This is a genomic window from Anaerotignum sp. (assembly GCF_017483025.1).
Classification (GTDB): domain Bacteria; phylum Bacillota; class Clostridia; order Lachnospirales; family Anaerotignaceae; genus Anaerotignum_A.
Window position 1 is genome coordinate 1 of sequence record NZ_JAFUMA010000014.1, and the last position, 3619, is coordinate 3619.

A 3619-nucleotide genomic window follows, 5' to 3' on the forward strand; every position below is an offset into this window, starting at 1 on the left:
GTCTGTATTCCACCTGTCTCAGGCGTTTGTGTACATTCTTCGCCGCCTGCCCGATGGTCTGTGTAAATAACTCATAAGTCATAAAATGAGAGCAGGAGCATGTGGCAAGGAATCCGCCGTCCTTCAGCAGCTTCATGGCACGCAGATTGATCTCTCTGTAACCTTTTACCGCATTCTTCACGGAATTTCTGGATTTTGTAAAGGCGGGAGGGTCAAGGATGATCACATCGAATTTTCTGCCTTCCGCTTCCAGGCGGGGCAGCAGCTCGAATACATCCTCGCACTGGAATTTCACCACATCCTGCAGGCCGTTCAGGTGAGCATTTTCCGTCGCCTGATCCACCGCCAGCTGAGATGCGTCGATGCCCAGTACGCTTTTCGCACCGGCAATACCTGCATTCAGGGCAAAAGAACCTGTGTGGGTGAAGCAATCCAGAACATCCATGCCCTGACAGATTTTGTGGATGGAAAGGCGGTTGTATTTCTGATCCAGGAAGAAACCTGTTTTCTGACCGTCTTCCACATCAACGATGTATTTTACGCCATTTTCCACGATCTGCACCTTTGTGTCGAAAGGCTCGCTGAGGAAACCCTTCCAGGGGAGCATGCCTTCCTGTTTGCGCACCTTGGCGTCACTTCTTTCATATACACCACGGATGGAAACACCGTCCTTTTCCATAGCTTCCATCAGCAGACGGATAATATCTTCCTTCATGCGGTCGATGCCCAGCGCCAGAGACTGCACCACCAGCACATCGGAAAACTTATCCACCACCAGACCGGGCAGGAAATCCGCTTCGCCGAAAATCACACGGCAGGAAGAAGTATCCACCGTTCTCTTACGGTAGTTCCACGCCGCTTCCACGCGGGCGCGCAGGAAATCCTCATCGATGACAGCGTCTTTATTTCTGCTCATCATACGGATGGTGATTTTGGAATTATTGTTATAAAAGCCCGTCCCCATGGGATAGCCGTCAAAATCCTGTACGGAAATCAGCTCGCCGTTCACCGCATCATCGGTAACGGAAGCGATCTCGTTGTCGAATACCCAAAGACCGCCGGCTTTTAACATGCGGCCTTCGCCTTTTTTCAATGTTGCAATAGGTAACATAATTTCTCCTTCCTCTTTTAGCGCCGCAGGCAAATAAAGACCGTGGGGCTCTGCCCCACCTCCCCGCAAGGGCATTTAGGGGTGTTTTGCATAGCAAAACAGGGGGTATTTGCGATAGAAATACCCCCTGTAAAAGTGTCCATATAATTCTCGATCATCGCTGTGCCTTATTCGTAATCCTCGCTTCGCTCGGCTTACGCATGAGGGCGTTCGCCCTATAAATCCTTAGTGTTTGCCCGATGTGAATACATTCCCATCGTTCAAACCCTCACGGATTTGCACAGCTCATTGATTATCACATTGCGTAGTTATTGAAGTAGTTCTGAACCAGAACGATAGGTGTACCCTTATCGCCGGAGCCGCTTGTCAGGTCGCACAGGGAACCGATCAGGTCTGTCAGACGGCGGGGTGTTGTGCCTTCGGAAGCCATGTTGCCTTTCAGGTCAGCTTCTTTTGCTTTGATAGCATCTTTGATGGCGTCAGCCAGAGCTTCGCCGCTCAGATCAGCAAAATCGTTATCTGCCAGATATTTCAGTTTCAGTTCGTTGGGCAGACCAATCAGACCGTCTGTGTAGCCAGCGCCAACAACGGGGTCAGCCAGTTCCCAGATCTTGCCAACGGGATCTTTGAATGCGCCGTCGCCATAGATCATAGCTTCTACTTTTACGCCTGTACGAGCGATGATTTCTTTCTGGATGTTTTCAGCAACTTCCTGTGCGTTCTTAGGGAACAGTTTTACAGTGTTTTCTGTTGCTTTATTGGAACCCAGCAGGCCGTATTCAGCGTTGTAGCCGCTGCCGTTTACGGGTGCGTTCAGGATTTCTGCCAGTGTCAGAACCTTTTCGCCGCCCTTAGCCAGGATACGACGTTTGGATCTTTCTCTGTTGTGGATGTCGCAGCACAGAACGTTCTTTGTGAATTTTACGATCGCTTCGGGATGGTTTGCGAATACGATTTCAGCTTCTGCGCCTTCTTCTTCGATCAGGCCTTTGTAGTATTCTACATAGTCAACGCCTGTGAAGGGGTGTTTGATGTAGCCGAATGCTTTGCGGTAGTCTTCCAGAGACAGTACGTCTGTGTAAGGGTTTACGCCGCTGTCATCCAGTACGTCCATATCAAACAGGTGGTTACCAACTTCGTCGGAAGGATAGCTCAGCATCAGAACTACTTTCTTCGCGCCTTTTGCAATGCCTCTCAGGCAGATTGCGAAACGGTTTCTGCTGAGGATGGGGAATACAACACCAACAGTTTCACCGCCCAGTTTTGCTTTTACGTCTGCAGCGATATCTTCTGTGGAAGCATAGTTACCGTCTGCACGGGCAACAACTGCTTCTGTAACGCAAACTACGTCTCTTTCCTGCAGCTTGAAGCCGTCCTGTTCTGCTGCTGCCAGAACGGAATCTGCTACGATTTTAACGATATCATCGCCTTCGCGGATGATGGGTGCTTTAATACCTCTGGAAATTGTGCCTGCCATAGTGTAAAACCTCCTGATATATACAATTTTTGCATAAAAAAATCCCGCATTGCGGGATCGATGGCAAATTTCTAAGTCATTGTGTGATGAAATTCCTTTCGATCACCGACGCAATTATTTTACCAAGAAAACCGCGCCTTTGTCAATAATATCCCGCGCGTACTCCATAAAAATATCTTATATCTTTCATAATATTATGCTCAAATTTCAAAACAATCCGAACATTCCACGCTGAAAAAAGCGAGGGCGGGAACGCACCCGCCCGCAGTGCTTAAAAATTCTTATTTATCGTCCATTTTTACTGCTGTTTCCAGAGCGACTTCCATCATCTGTGTGAATGTGTTCTGGCGTTCTTCTGCTGTTGTCACTTCGCCTGTTACCAGATGGTCGGAAATAGTTACGATGGCCAGGGCGCGTTTGCCCAGTCTTGCCGCTTCCAGATACAGTGCTGTGGATTCCATTTCAACTGCCATTGTGCCCATTTTTGCCCATTCGATGGATTCAGCCATGCCGCCTTCGTTATAGAAAGCATCGGAGCAGAGCAGATTGCCGACTTTCATATCGATGCCCATTTCCTTTGCAGATTCTACTGCTGTGGAAAGCAGTGTGTAGTCTGCTGTGGGTGCCAGTGTGCCGGGCATATGGTACTGAGAAGCATAGTTGGATGTTGTGTTGGAGCCGATACCAGCTACGATGTCACGCAGTTTCAGTTTTTCTGTGATGGCGCCTGCGGAACCAACACGGATGATATTTTCCACGCCATAGAATGCGAACAGTTCATGGCTGTAGATGCCGATGGAAGGGCAGCCCATGCCGCTGGCCATAACGGAAACTTTTTTGCCTTTGTATGTGCCTGTATAACCCAGGATGCCGCGCACGCTGTTTACCTGCACGGGGTCTGTCAGGAATGTTTCAGCGATGAATTTTGCGCGCAGAGGGTCGCCGGGCATCAGTACGGTTTTTGCGAAATCGTTGTCTTTTGCGTTGATATGAGGTGTTGCCATAATGTTTGCCTCCTTATATAAAGAAAA

General features: G+C 48.9%; 3 protein-coding genes. All 3 read right to left on the bottom strand.

Features of this window, described 5'->3' with window-relative positions:
* A partial coding sequence (locus IJ369_RS01450; protein ID WP_330612883.1) for a class I SAM-dependent methyltransferase occupies positions 1-1111 on the bottom strand: 1111 nt, incomplete at its 3' end.
* Between the two features lie 295 nt (positions 1112-1406).
* Complete coding sequence (locus IJ369_RS01455) at positions 1407-2588, bottom strand: coenzyme F420-0:L-glutamate ligase (protein ID WP_290715169.1); 1182 nt, start codon at positions 2586-2588, stop codon at positions 1407-1409.
* A 281-nt stretch (positions 2589-2869) separates the two neighbouring features.
* Positions 2870-3592, bottom strand: a complete 723-nt coding sequence (gene deoD / locus IJ369_RS01460) for a purine-nucleoside phosphorylase (RefSeq protein WP_290715171.1) — start codon at positions 3590-3592, stop codon at positions 2870-2872.
* Positions 3593-3619 lie beyond the last annotated feature (27 nt).

What these genes read in the sequence shown, in the direction of transcription:
- IJ369_RS01455 (WP_290715169.1), bottom strand. Translation starts at nt 2,588, where the DNA reads ATGGCAGGCACAATTTCCAGAGGTATTAAAGCACCCATCATCCGCGAA.
- deoD (WP_290715171.1), bottom strand. Translation starts at nt 3,592, where the DNA reads ATGGCAACACCTCATATCAACGCAAAAGACAACGATTTCGCAAAAACC.